This is a genomic window from Halobacillus massiliensis, from assembly GCF_900166625.1.
GTDB classification, from domain to species: Bacteria; Bacillota; Bacilli; order Bacillales; family Halobacillaceae; genus Halobacillus_A; species Halobacillus_A massiliensis.
Genome location: NZ_LT800499.1, coordinates 1,515,085 through 1,538,486, shown reverse-complemented (window position 1 = coordinate 1,538,486; position 23,402 = coordinate 1,515,085). Strand labels below are relative to the sequence as shown.

Here is a 23,402-nt window from a genome sequence, read left to right as displayed (position 1 = left end):
CTCTTTGCATTTATAGCAGAATTCTTAAACGTTTGTCTGGGTCTGGATTAAAAATAAAAAAGCAAGGAGGGAATATGGAACTTCTTTTCGTACCTTCCACTCCACTAAATATCCCGACATATTGGAGAACCGGTCAGCTGCTTCCATAGGAATCGCATTCCTTTTGGCAACCGCCCACAGCTTTCCTTTATCATCTTTCACTTCAAAATGGCCAATGAGAGAATCTCCCTCTGCCTGCCAGCGGCACTGATCACCTTGAAGATAACGGAAGATCATCTTCCCTGATTCCTTTTCCTGAGAAGTATAAGCGACTACCCCGCGTTCAGGCTGGTGGACATAACCGCGCCACTTAAAACCGCCTTTTTTATCAATCTTATATACTTGTTTGTCTCCTATATTTAAATTATAAGAAGCAGGGAGTAGAGAGTCCCCGGAAAAAAGTGCGACAAAAGGGCGGAATAGCTTTATATCAAATGAAGTATTTTTTTTAATCTCACTATAGCTTTGCCCACCCATATCATATAAAGTCGCTTGATATGTAGCTGAATGCTCGTGACCGATATACATTCTCTGAGGAAAAACCGGGACTGTTTCATATGTAGTATCTTCTGTAAAATCTTCATAGTTTTTCGCAGAAATGTAGTCTTCCCATCCGCTTCGAAAAACTGCAAACCCTGCCAGCCCAAAAGCAAGACTGTAAATAGCATTTATTAGTAACCCTGCTTGTCTAATAAAAATCATGCTGATTACAAAAAACGCCATGAATAGAATCAGTATGCTTCCTGTGACGATCTGGCGTACACCGTCCTGACGAATAAATTGTTGAACCGTTGGCATTTCATCCCTCCTTACTTAAAAAGTATACGTAGATTTCCAGAATATTTAAAGAAAGATTTTACACGATGCAATAAAAAACCCCTTTGAAGATTTTTCTCCAAAGGGGGTTAAAATTATTATGATACTCCTTCAGCTTTCACCGGGTTGACCGCTTCATTAAGAAGACGTTCTAATTCCTCAGTATACTGCTGCTTGTGTTTATCTGTCCATTTTAATTCTTTCGCCATATAATCAATCACAGGCTCTTTGTGTTCGTGAACCCATTTAATGTTAAAGAAGAGGGCAGCTGTACGACGTACAAAGAAGTCGACAGGCTTAAAGATCATTTCATACTCAAGGGCCATCCTCAGCTGTGCAAAAACAAGCGGGTCAATACCGGCAGCTACAGCATCTTCTTTATGCTTTTTAAATAAACTATACAATGTGTCTATATTGGCTCCGTACAAGTTGACAAGCTCTCCAGCTTTCTTAGTTGTTAGCCCCAGAGATTCTCCAATCTTCACGCGCTCTTCCTTGAAGACTTTAAAACCTTTCGATCCATTAACTTCGCCACCTGAAATAGGCATACGCTTCGTTTCAGAATCAGAATAACGGATACCGTACTCCTCGGCGATCTGATCTCTTACAAGGTTTACTGAAGTCTCTGCCATCTTACGGTAACCTGTTAATTTACCGCCAGCCATAGAGATTAACCCAGAATCTGAAACGAAGATTTCATCCTTCCTGGAAATCTCAGAAGGATCTTTTCCATCTTCGTGAATAAGAGGACGTACACCAGCCCAGCTTGACTCAATATTCTGCGGTCCTACTTTCACGGATGGAAACATCATATGAATCGCATTTAAAATGTAATCTCGATCTGTTGTTGTTACTTGGGGAACAGCCAGATCTTCCGTAAAAGTCGTATCCGTTGTTCCAACATACGTCTTGCCATCACGCGGAATAGCGAAAATCATACGACCATCCGGTGTATCAAAATAAATAGCCTGTTGAAGCGGGAAATCGGACTGATCAAATACTAGGTGGACTCCTTTTGTATGATGAAGAGATTTGCCTTTTTTCGATCCATCGATTTCACGGAGTTCATCCACCCATGGGCCACCGGCATTAACTACCCGTTTGGCTTTCACCTGATAAGTTTCTCCGCTGATTGTATCTTCGACAATTGCTCCTTCAATCTTGCCGCTGTTATTATAAACAAAATCCACCACTTTCGCATAGTTTACGGATTGCGCACCAAACTCAACAGCTTTCTTCATAACTTCAAGTGTCAATCTGGCATCGTCTGTTTTATATTCAACATAATAGCCGGCACCTTTAAGACCTTCTTTTTTAACAAGCGGCTCGCGTTTTAGGGTTTCGTCAGGCTTAAACATCAATCGGCGCTCTGCTTTTTTAACACCAGCCAAATAGTCATACACCCGCAGGCCGAGGCTTGTAGAATATGGTCCAAAGTTTCCGCCTTCATGGAACGGAAGCATCATCCATTCAGGAGTAGTTACGTGAGGTCCGTTTTCATATACGATTTCACGTTCTTTTCCTACTTCTGCGACCATCTTAATTTCAAACTGTTTTAAATAACGAAGTCCACCGTGTACCAGTTTTGTGGAACGGCTTGATGTGCCTGCTGCATAATCCTGCATTTCAACAACGGCCGTTTTCATTCCGCGGCTCGCTGCATCTAGAGCAATCCCTGCTCCAGTAATTCCTCCTCCAACAACCAGCAGGTCCCATTCAACCTGGTTTAGTTCTTTAAATTTATCCTGGCGGTCATAGTTAGAAAAAGTCTTCATGTCGATCTCTCCTTTTATATCTGTCGGTTTCATTAGGTCGTCTGTTATCCTTTATTCCCTAAATCCGTATGGAATATGTGTAAAATTGAGCACTCTGCCTTACATCGCATACCCTCTCACATGAATGGCAAACCCTTGATAATCGAAAAAAAGAGACCACGAACTCATCTACAGATACTGCCTGTAGAGTTTCGTGGTCTCTCCGCTTCTCCGACCTAATGTCTATTAACTTATCCAAAGTATAACAAAAATCATTCTGAAAATCCACTAGCAAATCTTACATCTTAAATATGCGTGTCGCTTTGACCGCTTTTTTCCATCCGTTATACAACTCATCTATCTTGCCTTCTTTAATTTGTGGATCAAACTGCTTTTCCTTCTTCCACTGTTTAGCGATCTCTTCCCGGTTGTCCCAATACCCTACAGCTAAGCCAGCAAGATAAGCAGCTCCAAGAGCTGTAGTTTCATTAATTTTAGGGCGTTCCACCGAGGATTGAAGCAGGTCGCTCTGAAACTGCATCAATAAGTTGTTTTTAACTGCTCCACCGTCCACTCGGAGCTTTTTAAGTTCAATTCCGGCATCCTGAACCATCGTATCTACAACATCTTTCGTCTGATAAGCGAGCGATTCAAGTGTAGCTCTGACAAAGTGGGATTTCTTTGTCCCCCGCGTTAGACCAAAAACAGCTCCACGAGCTTCGCTGTCCCAGTACGGGGTCCCAAGTCCGACAAAAGCAGGAACGACGTAAACTCCATCTGTCGTCTCCACTTCTGCCGCAATGCTTTCACTTTCAGAAGAATCCTGGATTAATTTTAACCCATCTCTTAGCCACTGGATGGCCGAACCTGAAACGAAAATACTCCCCTCTAGAGCGTATTCAACTTTGCCATCTACTCCCCAGGCTAACGTAGTAAGCAGCCCGTTATTGGATTTCACAGCTTCTTCACCTGTATTCATCAACATAAATCCGCCTGTCCCATATGTGTTTTTACCCATTCCTTTTTCAAAGCAAGCCTGCCCAAATAGAGCAGCCTGTTGATCGCCTGCTATGCCTGCAATCGGCACTTCGCTGCCAAAGAAATGGTAATCAACGGTATGAGCATAAACTTCCGAGGAAGGCTTTACTTCAGGCAGCATGCTCTTAGGCACGCCAAGGATATCAAGAAGTTCGTCATCCCATTTTAAATCGTAAATATTATACATCAGTGTACGTGAAGCATTTGAATAATCAGTTACATGTGCTTTTCTTCCAGACATTTTATACACAAGCCATGTATCAATTGTCCCAAACATCAAGTCACCATTTTCAGCTTTTTCACGTGCTCCTTCCACATTGTCCAAAATCCACTTCACTTTCGTTCCTGAAAAGTATGGATCGAGCAGCAAGCCTGTTTTATCACGGAAAGTATCATTGTAGCCCTGTTCACGCAGTTCATTGCAGATGCCCTGCGTCTGTCTGGACTGCCATACAATTGCTTTATGAATAGGTTTTCCTGTATGTTTATCCCATACTACAGTCGTTTCCCTCTGGTTTGTAATTCCGATTCCGGCGATTTGTTCACTTTCTACGTCAGCACGGATTAATAAATCTGAAATACAGCTGAGTACGGATGTCCAAATCTCATTGGCATCGTGTTCGACCCAGCCTGGTTTAGGGAAGTATTGTTCAAATTCCTTTTGTGCTGTTTCAACGATCGCTCCCTCATGATCAAATAAGATGGCTCTTGAGCTTGTGGTTCCCTGGTCAATTGATAGTATATATTTCTTCATCTCTCTCCTCCTATTAAGAATGAACTCTCTGATTTTTTTGCAGCTCTATTTTCATAGACGACAGCAAAATGCCGACAATAATTATTGAAGTTAGCCAAAACCACCCATTCGGTGTGCCTTCAAAAACAGCCTGATAAAATAGCCCTCCATAAATTCCCCCAATGGCCGGCCCTGCGACTGGGACCCATGCATATCCCCAGTTCGAACCGCCTTTTCCCGGAATCGGGAGGACAGCGTGGGCAATTCTCGGTCCTAAGTCTCTTGCCGGATTAATGGCATAGCCGGTAGTCGATCCAAGGGACATTCCAATCGCTACGATCAAAAGACCGACAATTAACGGATTAAGACCGTCGGTAAATTCATTGGCTCCTATAAACAAAATCCCCATCACAAGGACGAACGTTCCGATAATTTCACTAACCAAGTTGGAGACCGGACTGTAGATCGCCGGATCTGTTGAAAAAATCGATAGCTTGGCCATAGGATCTTCTGTTCCCTCCCAGTGAGGCAGGTAATGAAAAAAGACGATAACCGCACCAATAAAGGCACCTATCATTTGTGCCAAAATATAAACCGGAACTTTATCCCATGGAAAATCACCTACAGAAGCCAGCCCCAGCGTAACAGCAGGATTGATATGAGCTCCAGTTAAATTCCCCACAGCATATACTCCCATCGCAACCGCAAGCCCCCAGGCAATTGTAATTAATACCCAATTCCCTTCAGCTTTCGTTCCTTTAAGGTTAGCCCCGGCTATAACGCCACCGCCTAGTATAATGAGAATCATCGTTCCGATAAGTTCTCCCATGAACTCTGTCATATATGTTCTCCTTCCCGGTATGTAAAATGAGCAATAAAAAAAGCACAGGTTAAGCAGCTGGAGCTGCCCCATTTGTGCTGATCACGATCAAGATATATGTAGATCTTATCCCTTAAAACCTCCAAAGTTCTGAACGTGATGTTGACACTGCAGATGCCCCTGCGCGGATAGCTTCGGCTGCTTCTTCCTCTGTTCGTATTAACCCTCCGGCAATGACCTGCACTCCTAATCGCTCTTTCATCTCTTTTATCATTCCCGGAACGATCCCCGGCAAAACTTCGACGAAATCGGGCTTTACTTTATTGATGATATTTACGTTATGCTCTACAGCCTGGCTATCAATTAAAAACAAACGCTGTACGGAAATGAGCTTATATTTTTTAGCCAGCTGAATAACATGTGATCTAGTCGTTATGACGCCATCCGGCTTTATCGCTCTTCCTAAAAACTCCATCCCATAATCATCTGCTTTAAGCCCTTGAATTAGATCCACATGTACCCATACTTTCTTTCCAGCTTTCTGTCCTGCTTTCACAACGTTAGGCAGCATACTGAGCCGGCTTTCCAGAATAATAATATATTCAGTATCCATCTCGAGGAGCCTTTCAAAGTCTTTCATCTTTTTTACTGCTGGAAGTACCGTCTGCTTAAGCTCCATCTTAACTCTCCTTATTTCTCCGCTGCTCCATTTGTTCCTTTGTGTAGATCAATTGCATCGGGTTGCCGCCGACGAACGCGCCGGCAGGAACATCTTTATTAACGAGCGTACCAGCTGATATTACAGACCCACTGCCGATCTTCACACCAGGCAGTATCGTAGTATTGGCACCAATTAAAACTTCATCACCAATTTCTACTTCTCCAAGCCGATACTCGTTAATTAAATATTCATGGGCTAATATTGTGGTATTATAACCTATTACAGAATTTCGTCCAACGGAAATCTTTTCCGGAAACATAATATCTACCATTACCATGAGGGCAAAAGATGTTTCATCCCCCACCCTCATGTTTAAAAAGCGGCGGTACATCCCATTTTTCACATTTAAAAATGGGGTATACCGTGCCACTTGAATTACGACAAAGTTCTTCATTACTTTTATAAAAGGAACTGTTTTATAAATATGCCAGAGGGAGTTGGCTCCTTGAACCGGAAAGCGTTGTGTACGACGCATAAGGTTAGCCTCCTGTAATTTGAAGTAACTCTCTCATATTAGTCAGCATGTAATCAGGCTTAAGTTCATCTAGTACATTCCGGCCTTTTAATGTCCAAGCAACACCCGCAGTTTTCGTACCGGCATTTTTTCCCGATTCAATATCGTGCGTATTATCTCCTACCATTAGTGCTTTTGAAGCAGGAGCATTAAGTGAACGCAGGGCTTTCATAACAGGTTCCGGATGAGGTTTGGCATGTACAACGTCATCAAGAGTTACGATGGTATCAAACAGTCCTTCGAGTTCTGTCATTTTCATTCCTATTTCTACAGTTTGTCGCATCTTTGTTGTTACTATACCCAGCTGGTAGTTTTGCTCCTTTAATGTTCGAATGGTTTCCAGCACTCCATCGTAGGCCTTTACATAATTTTCATGATTAGCTATATTATGTTTCCGGTATGTTTCAATCATCTCTTCAACTTCGTTTTCATTTACAGAAGCAAGACTGTCTTTTAGCGGCTCTCCTATAAACTGTATAATTTCTTCCCTTGTATATGGACGGTCCGCATGATTTTTTAAAGTATGGGTAAAAGATGAAATGATAAGTTCATTCGTATCAATTAATGTACCGTCTAAATCAAATAAAATCGTGTTAATACTCATGGCTTAAATCCCTCCGCCTTTCTCGTTCTAACTTATTCCAGACAAACCCTATTCCTGCTGTTAAGACTACTGCGGTGGTTAAACGAATGAGCAGCAGAGGCCAGACAGGAATACCTAATGGAATGAAGATCAGGGTATCTTCAACCACGGCGTGACAGGAAACAAGAAAGATCATAGCGAGAAACATGTCTTTTTTGGATACTCCATCTTCTTCTACCGCCTGAATCATAAGACCTGCCCCATAGGCAAGACCAATCGTCAGCCCGGCTGCAAGTGTCATTGACGTATTGCGTTCCATGCCGAGAAACTTAGTTGTCGGAGCGAGCCAATCGGACATACGATCAAGCCAGCCCTTCTCTCTTAAATACTGCATAACAATCATTAGAGGAAGGACAATTAGTGCAAGCTGGACGATTCCCATAAAAGCTGTCTGCAGTCCTTGTAAAATTATTTCTCCCCAGCCCTCCGGCATAGTCTGGCGGTCAGGCGCCAGGCCATATTTTGCCTGTTCCTGCCCGCCATTCCAAGTCAAATTAATCAGTATAGCTGAACCAACAGCAAGTATTAAACGAATACCTACCACCAGCCACCAGCTGATTCCGACTTTTTTTGCCACTGCCGACTCTATGATCAGGTTATGTGAAAAAGACAGCATAACAGCTAGAATAAACACTTCTTTCACTGTAAAATCAAAGGATATAATCGCCGCGATCCCCGCGTACAGATTGAGAAAGTTCCCAAGCACGAGCGGCACTGCTGCGTCTCCAGAGAGCCCGAGGATACTCATCAGGGGAGACAGCTGATTAATCACCCATGGTAAAATAGGGGTAAATTGAAGGATCGTAACAATTAAAGTGACCGGAAAGATAATCTTTCCTAATGCCCAAGTAAGCTGAAGGCCTTTTTTAGATCCTTCTTTCAGTATAGAACTCATAGAACGTCTCTCCCTATTTTACTTTCTTCCCGTTATATCTTTTATTTGCAAGCCCGGCTTTCCTACGGTAAATCATCGCAATAACCGCCCCTGCTATAAGCAGGATGGAAATGAACTGAGCAGTTCTGATGTCCCCAAATAAATAAAGACTGTCCGTGCGAAGCCCTTCTACAAAAAATCTTCCCACAGAATACCAAATTAAGTAGCTAAGGAATATCTCCCCGCGACGAGGATTGACCTTATAGCGAAGCACCAACAGTAATATAAATCCAAGCATACTCCAGAGAGATTCATAAAGAAATGTCGGATGATAAATTGTACCATCAATACACATCTGCTGATTAATAAAATTAGGGAGATACTGCATGTAATTATTATAAAAGGTTTCAGAGACAGGTCCGCCATGGGCTTCCTGATTCATAAAATTACCCCAGCGGCCGATCGCCTGACCCAAAATAATACTAGGTGCAGCAATATCCGCAATCATCCAGAAAGATAAACCTTTTAGCTTCGTGTACACATATGCAGTTACAAACGAACCAATTAAGGCTCCATGGATGGCGATTCCGCCCTCCCACACAGCAAAAATCTTCCACCAGGGTTCACCTACATATCGATCCCATTCAAAAATAACATAGTATATACGAGCACATAAAATCGCAATTGGAATCGCATAAACGACAATATCAACAAGATAATCTTTTTTTAAACCGAGCCGTTCAGATTCTCTTGTTGCAATCAAAAGACCTAAAAAGGCTCCTGTTGCAATAATTACCCCATACCAATAAATGGATAAAGGGCCAAACTGAATTAGCACTCGGTCAAGCTGTTCTGGTGTACAAGACAAAACCTTTCGCTCCTTTATTGTTCACTATTATCCTCGTCAATCACTTTCGTTAAACGCTCAGAAAACTCTTCAGCCGCGTTTACTCCCATACGCTTCAAGCGGAAGTTCATGGCTGCTACTTCAATAATTACGGCTAAGTTACGGCCAGGTCGGACAGGAATGGTCGCTTTCGGAATTTGAACGTCCATAATTTTCATCGTTTCCTCTTCTAGTCCAAGACGATCATACTGTTTGGTTTTATCCCAAATTTCAAGGTTAATTACTAGCGTAATCCGTTTATAACTTCGAACGGCTCCCGCCCCGAACAATGTCATTACATTAATAATGCCAAGCCCGCGGATTTCAAGAAGATGTTCAATTAAAGGAGGACTATTACCAATCAATGTGTCATAATCCTCCTGGCGAATTTCTACGCTGTCATCAGCCACTAAGCGGTGACCTCTCTTAACAAGCTCAAGTGCTGTTTCGCTTTTCCCTACCCCGCTCTGTCCAGTGATTAGGACACCGATCCCGTATATATCGACTAATACACCATGAATCGCGGTAAAAGGGGCAAACTTAGATTCGAGGTAGTTCGTCAGCCGGCTGATGACACGAGTCGTCTTATAAGGCGACCTCATGAGAGGGACCGCTCCTTCATTCGCAGCTGTCACCAGCTCTTCTGGAATGTCCATCCCCCGGGTGATAACAATCCCTGGTGTTATATCAGTACATAGCTGTTCTGCTCTATGCTTTCTCTGCTCATGTGTCAGTTCATTAAAATAAGACAGCTCCGTCTTTCCTAACAACTGAAGGCGATCCTTAGGATAAAATTTAAAATACCCGGTGATCTCAACTCCAGGACGGGAAATATCGCTCATATGTATTTCACGGTGGATACCGTCTTCTCCCGCTAACAGCTCAAGATCAAATCGCTCCAGCAAATCTTCTGTACGGACTTTACTCATTGGTGTTTCCTCCTTCAAAATCATCACTCACTGTCCCTTATTGTAGCATATTTTTACGAATCGCCTGGATAAAAAAATACAGCCCGCTTGATGCCGGCAGTCAGGTTATTGAGAAAGGGTTCTGTTACTCGAGTTACGTGTCTTGCTTTCAGGGTTTTTGGGGGAGAGAAATCATTCCGTGTATGTAAGAGGCTTGAGAAGGTAAAAGGCGTTTACTTTAGCTAGAGAAAAGTCTGTTCCATTTACTGTATAAAGAGAAACGCGGCTGGGAAATAGCTCGCTTTTTAGCGGGGAGCCGGTGAGCTAGCTCGTTACACTCGCGGATCTCACCACGGCTCTATCTCCCTGCAGGAGTCTCGCCATCTCCCTTTTTTAGGAAGTGGAAAGACGGTTCCGTTTACTGGAATAAGAGAAAAGCGGCTGGGAAATGACTCGCTTTCCGCGGGGAGCCGATGAGCTAGCTCGTTGCACTCGCGGATCTCATCCTGGCTCTATCTCCCTGCAGGAGTCTCGTCATTTCCCAGCCTCTTTTACTATTGGTGGTATAAACGGAACGCTGTAGTTTCAGTAAGCGCTCTAAAAGAAATGATCTTCCTTTACTCAATGTTCCGTTACTCTAAAAAACATAAAGTGCCAGGGGAAACGGCGAGGCTCCTATGGGAGAGAAGAACAGGGGGAGATCCTGGAAGGTTTTAATCTGATGAAGCTCAACGTTCGTCTACGGAAAGCGAGTGGTTCCCTAGATAGGGGCTTTCTCTTGTTTACAAACAAAATTACTGCCGGCTGAATGCCGGCAGTTTTCCCCATTATTCTTTGATTACACTATTTAGGATGAGATTAATCAAGGAAATGACAAGAGCGGCAATGATCGTCATGCCAAAACCGGCAATTTCAAACATGTCACCGAGCAGTCCGTCCGTTATCGCTAATGTAATGGCGTTCACTACAAGTAAAAATAAACCAAGTGTTACGATTGTAATGGGAAGGGTTAATAAGACAAGAATCGGCCTTACAATCGTATTTAAGATCGAAAGAATTAATGCAGCGAGAACGGCTGCCATAAAACCATCAATTTCTACTGATTGAAACGCAAACCCAACAATAAATATAGCAATAGCATTAACTAGAATGTGAAGAAGCCAATTTTTCATAAACTATCCTCCCTGCTTTATATCACAGGATCTTTGATCGTTACAGAGCCTGTCTTTGTTTCTGCTTCTATATGATAAATCTTTTCTAACTCTTCGCGTGCTTCAAATACAAGTTCCTTGCTCATTACCTCTTTTTTATTTTTCAGGATTTTATAGTTTTCTAATTCACACGTTAAGCTGCCTATACTGGACTTTAACGTGCCGTCAATCCTTTTGTTCTCCGGCAGAAGAACAGAAATTTGACCGGTCGTTGTTTTGAAAAAACCCGTATGGGCCCGATCTCCATAATTATAGACAGTAATACCGCCTGCTATCGCCGATACATCAGACTTTCCAAACTGTCCGTCCAGTTTAACTGAACCATTAATAGTATCAGCTTCACAATGATCAAAAGCACTTTCTGCAACGGTAATAGAGCCATTTCCAGTTTCCAGCTTACAAGTTTCTCCCTGAGCATCTTTCAAACGGAGAGAACCATTGGAGGTCTTTAACTGAAAATGAGCAGCTTCTAAATGATTGGATGTAATAGCACCATTTGAAAGCTTTAATTTGATAAAGTCGTAGCGCTTTTTCGGAAGGTAAAGTTTAACAAAGATTTTAATCTTTTTTGAAGGATTTGAAAGGCGAAGAATTCCTGATGTTATATCTAATTCTGAATCCGCCAGAAACTGTTCTTTTGCTTCTGTTTCATCTGAAGTCTGGTAGACCTTTACCCGGCAATCAGCCTTGGCAAAGTCTTTATCCCATGGTTCAAGGTGAAGAGAACCATTAGCAATCGATATATCCAGGTCGTGAAAATCCACTGGATCAGCTTTTAATTCATGATGAAATTCGACCGCTTCACCAAATGACAAATCGAAATCCACATTCTTTATCTTTTCAACCGCTTCATCAATGAAATCCTTAAACCCGTACTTTTTATTTGAGGAAGTTTTATTCATTTCTTTTGTAGTTTCTACTGCTTTTAAAAGCTCTGCTCCCTCTTCAGCCGTAATTGTACCTTCTTCGATCATTTTAAGTATTTTCATACGTTCCTCATTCATAAATGCATCTCTCCTTCAACTAATTCTTTTCCCTACCTTAAGACAGAACAAACAAGATAAAAAAAGACACCTTGAAGAAGTGACTCTGCAAGGTGTCTTATCATCATGTTGTAGAAAGAGTCCAGCGGTAAAAACTCTCTCGTTTGAGTCTCTGAAGCTGTTCATTTCGCTGGTCGTGATTTTCAATCAGCTGCATCATTCCATCCGCCTGGGAAAGATGTGCTCGAATCGCTGCTTCTTTTTTATCCCAGTAGGGGGCAATATCAAAGATAAGGTCCGGCTCACCGAGTTTCTCTTCATGGCCATTACTGATCGCATGCATCCATACTTCCGGACGCTCCCCTGGATCTATCTGTTCTACAGCTTTTATTACTGCAGCAGCCAAAGCATCATGATCTGGGTGGACCGCATAACCCGGATAATGAGTGATTACAACTGAAGCACGATGAGATTGAATTCTCTTCTTCAAATCAGCAGCAAGGCTTTCAATCGGTTCAAATTCTAATGTTTTGTCCCGATAGCCAAGCAGTTCCACATTTATATCAAGCTGTCGTGCTGCTTCTTCCAGCTCTCTTTTTCGAAATGTTGAAAGTGTTTCTCTATTAGCAAAAACGGGATTCCCCATATTGCGTCCCATTTCCCCAAGTGTTCCGCATAAATAGGTAACCGGTACACCTTCGGAACGGAATTTACTTATAATGCCGGATGCTCCAAAGGATTCATCATCCGGATGCGGGAAGATCACTAACGCGTGTTTATTGTTCATCAGTGTCAGCCTCATGTGTAAATGGTTTTTCGCTGATTTCAAGAGCGACCATTAGACGTCCTTCCCGATCGTGTCCAGCCATCAGCAGCCGGCCCTGTTCATCGACTTCGTAGTCGCTGACTCCTTCAGCGTACACCCATCCGAGTTCGAGCTTAAGACCGACACGAAAAGAACCGCCGGTGCTAACCAGCTTTCCATGCTGATAGTTTACATGTGCATTACGAATAAATGCACCGACATTGTATGCATTCTCATCAAAATGACTGGCGTAAGCTCCATTAGTCGTTTCTAAATGAATATATACATCTTTATTGGCAAACTGATCAATTACAGCCTGCACTTTATCCTGTTCAATTGGTTTCATTTCCTGCATTCCTCCCGCTAAGCATCTCACCTTTAACGATACTTAATTCTTCCTAAGTCGTCAAAGTATCTACTTGCTGGAAACTTTCTCTTTAGTATTCAGCCTGTCTTCCATACGCTTTTTGTCTCTTTCCAGAATTGGCTTTAAGTACTTACCGGTATAGGATTTGCTGTCCTTAGCTACTTTTTCCGGAGTACCTGATGCAATAATCTGTCCGCCTTTTTCTCCACCTTCAGGGCCAAGATCAATAATATGATCAGCCTCCTTAATTACATCAAGACTGTGTTCAATGATTAGAACGGTATCGCCATTATCGACGAGACGCTGGAGAACTTTCAGCAGACGGGAAATATCATCGACATGGAGACCCGTCGTAGGTTCATCGAGAATGTAAAAAGATTTTCCTGTTGATCGGCGGTGCAGTTCACTCGCTAATTTCACACGCTGAGCTTCCCCTCCTGAAAGGGTGGTGGCCGGCTGTCCTAATTTAATATAGTCCAGCCCTACATCAGCAACGGTTTGAATCTTACGCTTGATTTTAGGAATATTCGAGAAAAATTCAAGTGCTTCCTCAATAGTCATACCAAGCACATCAGAGATGTTTTTTCCTTTGTATTTCACTTCGAGCGTTTCCCGGTTATATCTCTTCCCGTTACAAACTTCGCAAGGAACATAAACATCCGGAAGAAAGTGCATTTCAATTTTAATAATTCCATCCCCGCGGCAGGCCTCACATCGGCCGCCTTTCACATTAAAACTAAACCGGCCTTTTTTATAGCCCCGGATTTTTGCCTCGCTGGTTTGCGCAAATACATCCCGAATATCATCAAAAACACCTGTATAGGTTGCTGGATTTGAACGAGGCGTTCGTCCAATCGGAGACTGATCAATATCAATGACTTTTTCAAGCTGTTCAATTCCATCAATCTGTTTGTGTTTTCCTGGCTTTTGCTTGCCTCTATGCAGACGCATGGACAAGGATTTATATAAAATATCGTTAATCAGTGTACTCTTCCCAGAGCCTGATACTCCTGTAACAGCTGTAAGAAGACCAAGCGGAATCTTTGCATTTACTTTTTTCAGGTTATTTTCTTCAGCACCCTTAATCGTAATATACCGTCCGTCCGGCTTTCTGCGCTGAGCAGGAAGCGGAATAAACTTTTTCCCCGAGAGGTATTGGCCTGTCAAGGAATGACTGCTTCTCATAACTTGCTTTGGTGTTCCCTGTGTAACAATTTCACCGCCGTGTGCACCTGCTCCCGGCCCGATATCAATTAAATAGTCGGCCGCCAGCATCGTATCTTCATCGTGTTCTACGACGATCAGCGTATTGTCTAAATCCCTCATCCGTTTAAGTGTGTCAATTAAACGGTCATTATCACGCTGGTGAAGGCCGATTGAAGGCTCATCAAGTACGTATAGAACACCTGTTAATGCTGAGCCGATCTGGGTTGCCAGCCGGATCCTCTGGGCTTCCCCTCCCGAGAGCGTACCTGCCGAACGGGAAAGAGTCAGATAATCCAGCCCTACATTTGCCAGAAAGCTGAGACGCTCGCAAATTTCTTTTAAAATCATCCGGGCAATTGTTTCTTCTTTTTCAGTCAGATCCAGCCCCTCAAAAAACCGTTTGGCCTCTACTACAGAATACTCGGTTGTTTCTCCGATATGTTTACCACCGATGAGGACAGCCAGCGCTTCGTCATTCAGACGATTCCCTTTACATTTAGGGCAAGGCTTCTGCGCCATATATTTTTCCATCTGCTCACGAATAAAATCAGAACTTGTCTCCCGATAGCGCCTGGAAATGTTAGGGATGACTCCTTCGTAATAAATTTCGCTTTCCCGTATTTTCCCAAAGTCATTTTCATAACGAAAGTGAACTTTTTCATTTCCACTTCCATATAAAATTTTGTCCATTTTGTCTTTCGGAAGCTTTTTAACAGGCTTATTCATATCGATCTTATAGTGTCTGGCAACACTTTGAAGAAGCTGGGGATAGTATTGGGAGCTTGTAGGTTCCCAAGCGGCAATCGCATGTTCATTTAAAGTTTTATCCCAGTCAGGAATTACGAGATCCAAATCCACTTCAAGCTGTGTGCCCAGTCCGTCGCAACGGCTGCAAGCTCCATAAGGACTGTTAAAGGAAAACATGCGCGGCTCAAGTTCACTGACAGAAAAACCACAGATTGGACAGGCATGATGCTCGCTGAATACAAGTTCTTCCCCATCCATCACATCGACAATCAGGTGTCCTCCACCAAGACCTAACGCTGTTTCAATAGAATCAGAAAGCCGGCCCTCCACTCCTTCTTTTATGACAATTCGGTCAACCACCACTTCAATGGAATGCTTTTTATTCTTTTCCAGTTTTATTTCCTCGGAAATCTCCCGCATTTCACCGTCTACTCTGAGGCGGATATATCCTTCCTTCTGCAGTTGTTCGAACACCTTGACATGCTCACCTTTTCTGCCGGAAACTACAGGAGCCAGAATTTGCATCTTTGTTCTCTCCGGATGCTCCATCAGCTGATCTACCATCTGCTGAACCGTCTGAGAGGAAATTTCTATGCCGTGATTTGGACATGTCGGTCTTCCTACCCTCGCATATAACAGGCGCAAATAATCATAGACTTCTGTCACAGTCCCTACTGTAGAACGCGGGTTCTTACTTGTTGTCTTCTGATCTATGGAAATAGCCGGAGATAAACCTTCGATAGAATCGACATCCGGCTTATCCATCTGGCCGAGAAACTGTCTGGCATATGCACTAAGTGATTCTACATAGCGTCTCTGACCTTCTGCATAAATTGTATCAAAGGCTAAGGAAGACTTCCCTGAACCTGAGAGCCCGGTCATAACTACTAATTTGTTTTTAGGAATATCGATATTGATATTTTTCAGATTATGAGCCCTGGCTCCTCTTATGCTGATATTCTTACTAACCATAAGCTTTTCATCCTTCCGCTTTTAGTTCCAAAATTACATCACGCAGCTCTGCTGCCCGTTCAAAGTCAAGATCTTTAGCTGCCTGCTTCATTTCAGTTTCTAAATTATCTACCAGTTCCATACGTTCTTTTTTCGTCATCTTGGACGGCTTCTTATCCGCAATATAGCTCTCTTCATCTTCAGCAACTGAGGATACGGAAATAAGATCTCGAATTTGCTTTTTGATTGTTTTAGGTGTTACGCCATGTTTTTCGTTATAGGCAATCTGTTTCTCACGACGTCGATACGTTTCATCAATAGCGTACTGCATCGATTTCGTTATCTTATCAGCATACATAATCACTCGCCCATTTTCGTTTCTAGCTGCTCGTCCAATCGTTTGGATGAGTGAACGGTCTGATCGTAGAAAACCTTCCTTATCAGCATCAAGAATAGTAACAAGTGAAACCTCTGGAATATCAATTCCCTCTCTCAACAGGTTAATTCCTACAAGGACATCGTATTTACCTAAGCGTAAATCACGGATGATTTCAATTCGCTCAAACGTGTCGATTTCTGAGTGAAGATATGCGACCTTCAATCCGATTTCTTTTAAATAATCGGTTAAGTCTTCTGACATCTTTTTCGTCAGTGTTGTTACGAGTACTCTCTCGTTTCTATCCTTACGCAGATTTATTTCACCGATTAAGTCGTCTATCTGACCATGGATCGGACGAATATCAATCTCTGGATCAAGCAGCCCGGTAGGACGAATAATCTGTTCAGTCATCTTCGGTGTATGCTCCAGTTCATATGGACCCGGAGTCGCTGATACATAAGTAATAAAATTAATATGCTTTTCAAACTCTTCAAATCTCAAAGGTCTGTTATCAAGTGCAGACGGCAGGCGAAAACCATGATCTACCAGCACCTGTTTTCTAGCCTGGTCCCCATTATACATTCCACGAATCTGCGGCAGTGTAACGTGAGATTCATCCACTATAATTAAGGAGTCCTCTGGAAAGAAATCCAGCAGTGTATAAGGAGTCGCTCCTTTTTCACGGAATGTTAAGTGACGGGAGTAGTTCTCAATCCCCGAACAGAATCCCATTTCATCCATCATTTCCAGATCGTAGCGCGTCCTTTGTTCAATCCTCTGTGCTTCAAGCAGCTTATTCTGGTCTTTCAGTTCTTTCACACGTTCCTGCATTTCAGCATCAATATTCTGAATAGCTTTTTTTAGTTTATTTTCACGAGTTACGAAGTGGGAAGCAGGAAATATCGCTACGTGTTCCCGTTCTCCTACTACTTCCCCTGTTAATACATCCACTTCACGAATACGGTCAATTTCATCACCGAAAAACTCTACTCGAATCGCATGTTCCTCTTTAGAAGCAGGTATTATTTCTACAGAATCTCCACGCACACGGAACGTCCCGCGCTGAAAGTCAATATCATTTCGTGCATACTGGATATCGACTAAAGAACGTAGGAGTTCATCCCGCTCTTTTTCCATACCGGGACGAATAGAAACGACTTGGCTTCGGTATTCTTCTGGTGAACCCAGCCCATATATACAAGAAACACTGGCTACAATGATGACGTCATTCCGCTCAAATAGTGAGGTCGTAGCCGAGTGACGTAATTTGTCTATTTCATCGTTTATGTTCGAATCTTTTTCAATGAAGGTATCGGTTTGAGGAACGTATGCTTCCGGCTGATAATAATCATAAAAGCTTACGAAATATTCAACCGCATTGTTTGGGAAGAATTCCTTGAATTCGCTGTAAAGCTGCCCTGCTAAAGTTTTATTATGGGCGATAATCAGTGTCGGTTTATTCACCTGCTGGATGACATTCGACATCGTAAACGTTTTACCCGTTCCTGTCGCACCGAGCAGCGTTTGATGCTTTCGGCCATTATTTATGCCTTCGACCAGCTCCTTAATCGCCTGGGGCTGATCTCCTTGAGGTGAATATTCTGACACGAGTTCAAATTGATTGTTCATAATACGATCCTCCGATCCTAACTCATTCAAAGATAGTTTACCACATAAGTTTACCATTCTAACCTTCAACGAACAAACATTCGGTGTTGAAAATAATTACCAACGTTTGACTTTCCTATGAAAACCAGGCTCCATACAAAAATAGCCTGCAGAAGAAAAGTGGTTCCCCTGCAAGCTATTCCTTATAATTTCATAAGAATTTTTCTATTTTTATTCAAACGACTGATCGTATTGATTAACCTCAAATAAATCAACCAATTCAATATCTTTATGCTTATCTTTAAACCAACGTAGAGAGAAATCATTCTTAAACAGCACGACCGGGTTTTCTTCACGGTCAAGGACGAGCATATTTCTTTCATCAAACATAGATTCATCCACTTGGTCTGAAGGAATCCAGCGAGGAATTCTTTCTCCCATTGGCATAAGCTCTACTTCTACATTGTATTCATTTTTCATTCGATACTCAAATACCTGGTATTGAAGCTCGCCGACGGCCCCAATAATATAATCTTCAAAATGATAATGCTTAAAGAGCTGAATGGCGCCTTCCTGAACAAGCTGTTCAAGCCCTTTCTTAAACTGCTTGGATTTCATTACGTTCTTTGCCGTTACTTTTTTGAAAAGCTCTGGAGGAAACTGAGGAAGTTCATCATATTGATATTTCTGATTCCCTGTTAAAATCGTATCTCCAATACGGTAAACGTTTGGGTCATAGATCCCAATTATATCACCTGCATATCCCTCTTCAACTGTTCCTCTTGAAGATGCAACAAACTGCTGAGATTGGGAAAGCTTAATCGTCTTCCCTGTTCGAGAGAGGGTTACATTCATCCCGCGTTCGAATTTTCCTGAACATATTCGCACAAAGGCAATACGGTCACGGTGCTGTGGGTTCATATTCGCCTGGATTTTGAAAATAAATCCTGAAAATTCCTCACTCTCTGGAGAGACTATTCCTTCCGTTGACCTTCTAGGAGCCGGTTCAGGGGCATATTTTATGAACGTATTAAAAAAGGTTTCTACTCCAAATGGAGCCAATGCGCTTCCGAAGAATACAGGAGTCTGATCACCCCTTAATACTTTTTCGAGGTCAAATCCGTCTCCAGCTTCATCAACAAGTTCCATTTCATCCTTCGCTTCCTGATAAGTTATGTCTTCCGTAAGCTCCTGATGCTGGCCTAATTCAGAATAAGGAATATATTCCTCCCTTTCATTACCGGTAAACTTAACGAATTGATCATTGTGACGATCAAATACACCCAGAAATCTTTTTCCCATTCCAGCAGGCCATGTCATTGGGTATGTTTCTATATCAAGCGTAGACTCAATTTCTTCGAGCAGATCCAGCGGTTCACGGCCTTCCCGGTCCATCTTATTAATAAAAGTAAAAATCGGAATTCCGCGCATCTTACAGACCTTGAACAGTTTTAGCGTCTGGGCTTCTATTCCTTTTGTTCCATCAATAATCATCACTACACTGTCCACGGCAGTTAATGTACGATACGTATCTTCACTGAAGTCTTCGTGTCCAGGCGTATCTAAAATGTTCACCTGGTAGCCTTCATAGGAAAAGTTCATAACACTTGATGTAACAGATATTCCACGCTGTTTCTCAATTTCCATCCAGTCAGATGTAGCAAACTTTCCTGATTTTTTCCCTTTAACTGTTCCGGCCGAACGGATTAAATTACCGAACAACAGCATTTTCTCTGTCATTGTGGTTTTACCGGCATCCGGGTGGGAAATAATAGCAAATGTTCGCCGTTTTTTCATTTCATCTTGTATACTCATCGTCATATCCTCCACTAAAAAATTTAATTTAAATACTGATTGGGCAGGATATACGTTTTACATTGGCAACTCCACTCCATTATTAAAAGCCGCTGATTTCAGAAGCGGCTTCAAAAGTTTTGAAAATCTCTATCTTGAAACTTAGCATAACCGTTAGCTAAAATCAATAAGTGGGAAGTTCAAATATCAACTTGATACCCGGGAACGATAAAATCCCACTGAGGTTATACCTCACCTGTAATCACCATAAAATGTTTTGACAGTTCTTCTTTAACGAGTTGAAAGGAAAGTTATTTGCCTTTTAACCTGTTATAATTAAAGAAAATAATCTAGTTAGGATGCAATTCTATGCAGTCATACCTATTACAACCTAAAGACATTATTAAAATAACAGGATCAACCTTTTACAAACGAGGGGAAAGATATTTCAGGCAAGGAAAGGTATACGGTCTTACTTATAATAGTACCATCCGCTCCTGGCGCGCTGTTGTAACAGGCACTCATGATTATGAGGTGCGTGTTTTCTTTTTTGAAAATGAGGATCTGGAAGCCAGATGCGAATGCCCCGCCTATGACACTTACTACAAGTGTAAGCATATAGCGGCTGTACTTTGTGCGATACGTGAACAGGCAATTGTAGAAGCGGCACCTCAGCTTACTTCAAAAACAGAAATAGAAAAAGAACCGGCCAGCCGTCAGGTAGATCGGGTATTTGCCACGAGGCTTTTCGAAACATTTCGCGACCGGCAGGAAAGAAGATACAGCAATGAACAGAAAAAGCCTTTGATGATCCAGTATTTTTTGCATGTTCAAAATATATTAGGAACGAAGAGCTTAAACATGGAAATTAAGCTGGGCGAGGATTATCCGTATGTGATTAAAGATATCCGCGAGCTTTTAACTCATTATCACCAGCAGAAACCATACCAAATATCTAAAAAATTCACTTATGACCCGTCTGTTCACGTTCTGGATGAACGGGATGCTATGATTTTAAACAGACTCTACAGCAGCTATGAGCAGGAACTGTTTTATGACCGCCACTGGCATACAGGCGAACACCGGCAGCTGACCATATCTCCTTCTATGGCTCCCAAACTTCTGAATGAGCTTTCTAAAGGATTCTGCGAAGTCTTCGAGAAAGGAAAGTCAGTTGGGGGGCTGCAGTTCTTTGAAGAAATGCCGAAATTTGATTTTTATATCTCTGAAGAAAGAGGAATGTATCATATACGTATGAATCAGCTGAAAGAACTCGATTATATGAAGGATTATCATTTCCTTTATAAAGAAGGAACTTTTTATCAGCTGGATCCCGAAAAAGAGGAAATCGTCCGTTCACTTCACACGCTGCTTCCATATAATTCTAATGGCAGCCACACTGTAGGACATACAGATATGGAAGGCATTGTCTCTTACGTTCTTCCTGAATTGGAGTCGATTGCTGATGTAACTCTCGATGAGAAAGCCCAGCAGAAAATAGTACAGGAAGACTTAAAGACAAAAATATATCTGGATTTCAACCAGTGGACTCTTACGATCGATGTCCAATTCCATTACGGAGATCATATGATCAGACCGTTTCATTATCCGCCTGGTCAATCTCAAATTATCAAGCGCGATAGACAGGCGGAACAGTCGATTATTCACATTTTAGAACAGGCTGAATTTAAATTTGATGGAGAAATTGTCTATATCGAAGATGATGAGGCGCTGGATCAATTTTTAACAATGTATCTCCCACGATTAAATGAACAGGCCGAAGTGTTTACGTCTGCATCAGTCCGCTCACTGGTTAACGATCAGGATCATGAATTGATTCCTTCCGTTCAAGTGGATACAGAAGGCAGCTGGCTCGATATTCGATTTGAAATTGAGGGTATATCTAACGACGATATTACGAACGCTTTAAGAGCGGCTATTGAGAAAAAGCGTTATTTCCGGCTGTCCAACGGGGCTTTAATGTCTTTAACTTCAGATTCTTTCAGCCGCTTCCGTTCTCTTGCTGATGAGCTTGAATTGTCTTCAAGAGACATTCAAGACTCTGAGCTCCAAGTAGCTAAAGTTAGAAGCCTTCAAGTAGATGATACGCTTAAGCTTGGGGACAGTGAACGAAATGATCGGTTTAAACAGCTTGTTAAAAGACTGAAGTCTCCAGAAACATTTAACATTAACCCACCTAAAGATTTGCAGGCAGATATGAGATCTTACCAGCTGACCGGTTTCCGCTGGTTAAAGACTCTTTCAACTTATGGTCTTGGCGGTGTGCTTGCAGATGATATGGGACTTGGAAAAACGTTGCAGAGCATTGCTTTTATTTTATATGAAAAGGAAGCAAAGCTGTTAAACGAGCCGGTCCTTATTGTGACACCTGCATCTCTTGTGTATAACTGGAAAAAAGAGATTGAGAAATTTGCTCCGTCGTTAACGGCCCAGGTGATAACTGGAGACCCGTCAACAAGAAGAGAACTGATTAATTCGAATCAGGCAGAGATTCTAATTACATCTTATCCTCTGCTGCGACAGGATACGGAATTTTATTCAACCCGTACGTTTCATGCCATGATTCTAGATGAAGCACAGGCGATTAAAAATGAATCAACGAAGACATCTCAGGCTGTGAGAGGCATTAAAGCTGTGCACCGCTTTGCGCTAAGCGGAACTCCTATTGAAAACTCACTCCAAGAATTATGGTCGCTATTCCGCACGATTATGCCCGGCTTTTATTCAAGTAAAAAGAAATTTCTGCAGATGAAGCCGGAAAAAATCGCGCGCATGACGCGTCCGTTTATTTTAAGAAGAATGAAAACAGAAGTGCTTGAAGAACTGCCAGATAAAATTGAAACCGTCCAATATTCGGAGCTCACTCGTCCACAGAAGGAAGTCTATCTAGGGTATTTAGAAAAAATTCAATCTGACGTCCAGGAGACAATTGCAACGAAAGGTCTTCAGCGAGGAAAGCTTGAAATTCTCGCCGGCCTGACTCGTCTGCGTCAAATCTGCTGCCACCCCGGCCTCTTTTTGGAAAATTATGAAGGTAATTCAGGAAAGCTTGAGCAGTTGAAAGAACTGATGAGTGAATTAAAGCAAGGCGGTCACCGTGTGCTCATTTTCTCTCAATTTGCCAGCATGCTCCGAATTTTAGAAGGAGAGCTGACAAACGAAGGAACAGATCTATTCTATCTGGATGGCGGCACCAAAAGCGATAAGCGGCTTGAAATGGTGGAACGCTTTAATGAAGGTGAAAAAGAAGCGTTCCTTATCTCATTGAAAGCAGGAGGAACTGGTCTAAACTTAACAGGTGCTGACACAGTTATTCTTTACGACCTATGGTGGAATCCTGCTATTGAAGAACAGGCAGCAGGCCGAGCTCATAGAATCGGACAGGAAAAAGTTGTGCAGGTGATTCGGTTAATTTCTGAAGGAACGATTGAGGAGAGAATTTTCCAGCTGCAGCAGAAGAAAAGAGACCTTGTTGACCAGATCATTCAGCCAGGTGAATCAATGCTGACATCCTTAAGTGAAAATGAAATCCGCGAGCTTTTTCAGTAGATAGTAGAAACTCTTATAAAGGAAAAGAAACTTTT

At 42.3% G+C, this 23,402-nt stretch carries 18 protein-coding genes; 1 reads left to right on the top strand and 17 read right to left on the bottom strand.

Going from position 1 to position 23,402, the window contains the following annotated elements; all coding sequences use genetic code 11:
• Positions 1–24: 24 nt before the first annotated feature.
• The 17 genes from B7E06_RS07565 to B7E06_RS07485 form a co-directional block, all read right to left on the bottom strand.
• Complete coding sequence (locus tag B7E06_RS07565; protein WP_082233401.1) at positions 25–837, bottom strand: hypothetical protein; 813 nt, start codon at positions 835–837, stop codon at positions 25–27.
• A gap of 116 nt (positions 838–953) precedes the next feature.
• Positions 954–2,630: a glycerol-3-phosphate dehydrogenase/oxidase gene (locus B7E06_RS07560; RefSeq protein WP_082233400.1), complete on the bottom strand. Its 1,677-nt coding sequence runs from the start codon at positions 2,628–2,630 to the stop codon at positions 954–956.
• Positions 2,631–2,907: 277 nt separating this feature from the next.
• Positions 2,908–4,401: a glycerol kinase GlpK gene (gene glpK, locus B7E06_RS07555; RefSeq protein ID WP_082233399.1), complete on the bottom strand. Its 1,494-nt coding sequence runs from the start codon at positions 4,399–4,401 to the stop codon at positions 2,908–2,910.
• Between the two features lie 13 nt (positions 4,402–4,414).
• Positions 4,415–5,221, bottom strand: coding sequence for an MIP/aquaporin family protein (locus B7E06_RS07550; protein ID WP_082233398.1), 807 nt, complete (start codon positions 5,219–5,221; stop codon positions 4,415–4,417).
• A 112-nt stretch (positions 5,222–5,333) separates the two neighbouring features.
• Positions 5,334–5,879 carry a glycerol-3-phosphate responsive antiterminator gene (locus B7E06_RS07545; protein WP_082233397.1) on the bottom strand — a complete coding sequence of 182 codons (546 nt, stop codon included), beginning with the start codon at positions 5,877–5,879 and terminating at the stop codon, positions 5,334–5,336.
• Between the two features lies 1 nt (position 5,880).
• Positions 5,881–6,396, bottom strand: a complete 516-nt coding sequence (locus B7E06_RS07540) for an acyltransferase (protein WP_082233396.1) — start codon at positions 6,394–6,396, stop codon at positions 5,881–5,883.
• Between the two features lie 4 nt (positions 6,397–6,400).
• Complete coding sequence (gene ppaX, locus B7E06_RS07535) at positions 6,401–7,039, bottom strand: pyrophosphatase PpaX (protein ID WP_082233395.1); 639 nt, start codon at positions 7,037–7,039, stop codon at positions 6,401–6,403.
• Positions 7,029–7,973: a nucleoside recognition domain-containing protein gene (locus tag B7E06_RS07530; RefSeq protein WP_082233394.1), complete on the bottom strand. Its 945-nt coding sequence runs from the start codon at positions 7,971–7,973 to the stop codon at positions 7,029–7,031. The genes ppaX and B7E06_RS07530 overlap by 11 nt, the downstream gene beginning before the upstream one ends.
• A 13-nt stretch (positions 7,974–7,986) precedes the next feature.
• Positions 7,987–8,820: a prolipoprotein diacylglyceryl transferase gene (gene lgt, locus B7E06_RS07525; RefSeq protein ID WP_082233393.1), complete on the bottom strand. Its 834-nt coding sequence runs from the start codon at positions 8,818–8,820 to the stop codon at positions 7,987–7,989.
• Between the two features lie 14 nt (positions 8,821–8,834).
• Complete coding sequence (hprK, locus tag B7E06_RS07520) at positions 8,835–9,767, bottom strand: HPr(Ser) kinase/phosphatase (protein ID WP_082233392.1); 933 nt, start codon at positions 9,765–9,767, stop codon at positions 8,835–8,837.
• An 806-nt stretch (positions 9,768–10,573) separates the two neighbouring features.
• Entirely contained in the window at positions 10,574–10,918 is a 345-nt protein-coding gene (locus B7E06_RS07515; RefSeq protein ID WP_082233391.1) for a phage holin family protein, read from the bottom strand.
• A 17-nt stretch (positions 10,919–10,935) separates the two neighbouring features.
• Positions 10,936–11,961, bottom strand: a complete 1,026-nt coding sequence (locus B7E06_RS07510; protein WP_082233390.1) for a DUF4097 family beta strand repeat-containing protein — start codon at positions 11,959–11,961, stop codon at positions 10,936–10,938.
• Between the two features lie 103 nt (positions 11,962–12,064).
• Positions 12,065–12,727: a bacillithiol biosynthesis deacetylase BshB2 gene (bshB2, locus tag B7E06_RS07505; RefSeq protein WP_082233389.1), complete on the bottom strand. Its 663-nt coding sequence runs from the start codon at positions 12,725–12,727 to the stop codon at positions 12,065–12,067.
• A complete protein-coding gene (locus B7E06_RS07500) occupies positions 12,717–13,091 on the bottom strand; it encodes a YojF family protein (protein ID WP_082233388.1) in 375 nt (124 codons plus the stop codon). Before B7E06_RS07500 ends, bshB2 begins: the two co-directional genes overlap by 11 nt.
• Positions 13,092–13,160: 69 nt before the next feature.
• Positions 13,161–16,037 (bottom strand): excinuclease ABC subunit UvrA, encoded by a 2,877-nt coding sequence (gene uvrA, locus B7E06_RS07495; RefSeq protein ID WP_082233387.1) that lies wholly within the window; start codon positions 16,035–16,037, stop codon positions 13,161–13,163.
• A gap of 7 nt (positions 16,038–16,044) precedes the next feature.
• Positions 16,045–18,024, bottom strand: a complete 1,980-nt coding sequence (gene uvrB / locus B7E06_RS07490; RefSeq protein WP_082233386.1) for an excinuclease ABC subunit UvrB — start codon at positions 18,022–18,024, stop codon at positions 16,045–16,047.
• A gap of 210 nt (positions 18,025–18,234) precedes the next feature.
• Positions 18,235–19,818: a peptide chain release factor 3 gene (locus tag B7E06_RS07485; RefSeq protein ID WP_082233385.1), complete on the bottom strand. Its 1,584-nt coding sequence runs from the start codon at positions 19,816–19,818 to the stop codon at positions 18,235–18,237.
• A gap of 348 nt (positions 19,819–20,166) precedes the next feature.
• Here B7E06_RS07485 and B7E06_RS07480 point away from each other — a divergent pair, with 348 nt between their 5' ends.
• The gene (locus B7E06_RS07480; protein WP_082233384.1) at positions 20,167–23,367 is read left to right on the top strand and encodes a DEAD/DEAH box helicase; all 3,201 of its coding nucleotides are present in this window, start codon (positions 20,167–20,169) and stop codon (positions 23,365–23,367) included.
• Positions 23,368–23,402 lie beyond the last annotated feature (35 nt).